This window comes from Polaromonas sp. P1_G2, assembly GCF_056405515.1.
This window is the reverse complement of sequence record NZ_JBFUBY010000654.1, coordinates 1-655: the sequence shown is the minus strand read 5'-3', so window position 1 is coordinate 655 and position 655 is coordinate 1. Positions and strand designations below refer to the sequence as shown.

Below are 655 nucleotides of genomic sequence, written 5' to 3'. Positions count from 1 at the left end.
CCTTGGAGCCGACGGCTGGATCGAGATGGCGCTTGAGCGAGTAGACCACGTCATCGGCGGTCAGGGCCTTGCCGTCATGGAAGGTGACGCCCTTGCGCAGCTTCACGGTCCAGGTCTTGGCGTCTTTGCTCTCGATGCTTTCGGCGAGTTCCATCTGCGGCGCGCCCGACTTGTCGAGGAAGGTCAGGCGATTGTAGAGCGAGCAGCAGCGCACATAGTCGGTCGACAGCGATGCCTTGGCGGGATCGAGCGTATCGGCGGTCGAGGAAGACCAGCCGGCCGCCTTGAAGGCACCGCCCGAGACCGGGGTCGCGGCGACCGCCTGCGAGGCGCGGCCAAGGACGATGCCGCCGGTCGAGGCTGCGACGCCACCGGCCAGCATCATCTTGAGGAGATCGCGCCGGGTCGCGCCGCGGCGGATGGCATTTTCGACCATTGCGTCGTCGGCTTTGGTCCAGTTGGTAATTTTGTCAGTCATGTCATTCCCCTTTTCCGTAGGTTTGGCGGGCTGCCCATCTTGCCTGCGGGCTTTCCCGGCCTGGGTTTAGGCTCTGGTTGTCAGGCTTTCCTTCACGGCGGCGGCAAAATCCGCCATTGAGGTAAAGTGGTAATCGGGTTTGGTGAAATTCCCGGGCTCGATCGTCCCGCCATAGCC

General features: G+C 63.4%; 1 protein-coding gene. It reads right to left on the bottom strand.

The features are described from left to right. Positions 1-478: ABC transporter substrate-binding protein (locus AC1D0P_RS26755; RefSeq protein ID WP_477679498.1), on the bottom strand; the 478-nt coding region annotated here is incomplete at its 3' end. Positions 479-655: the final 177 nt, after the last annotated feature.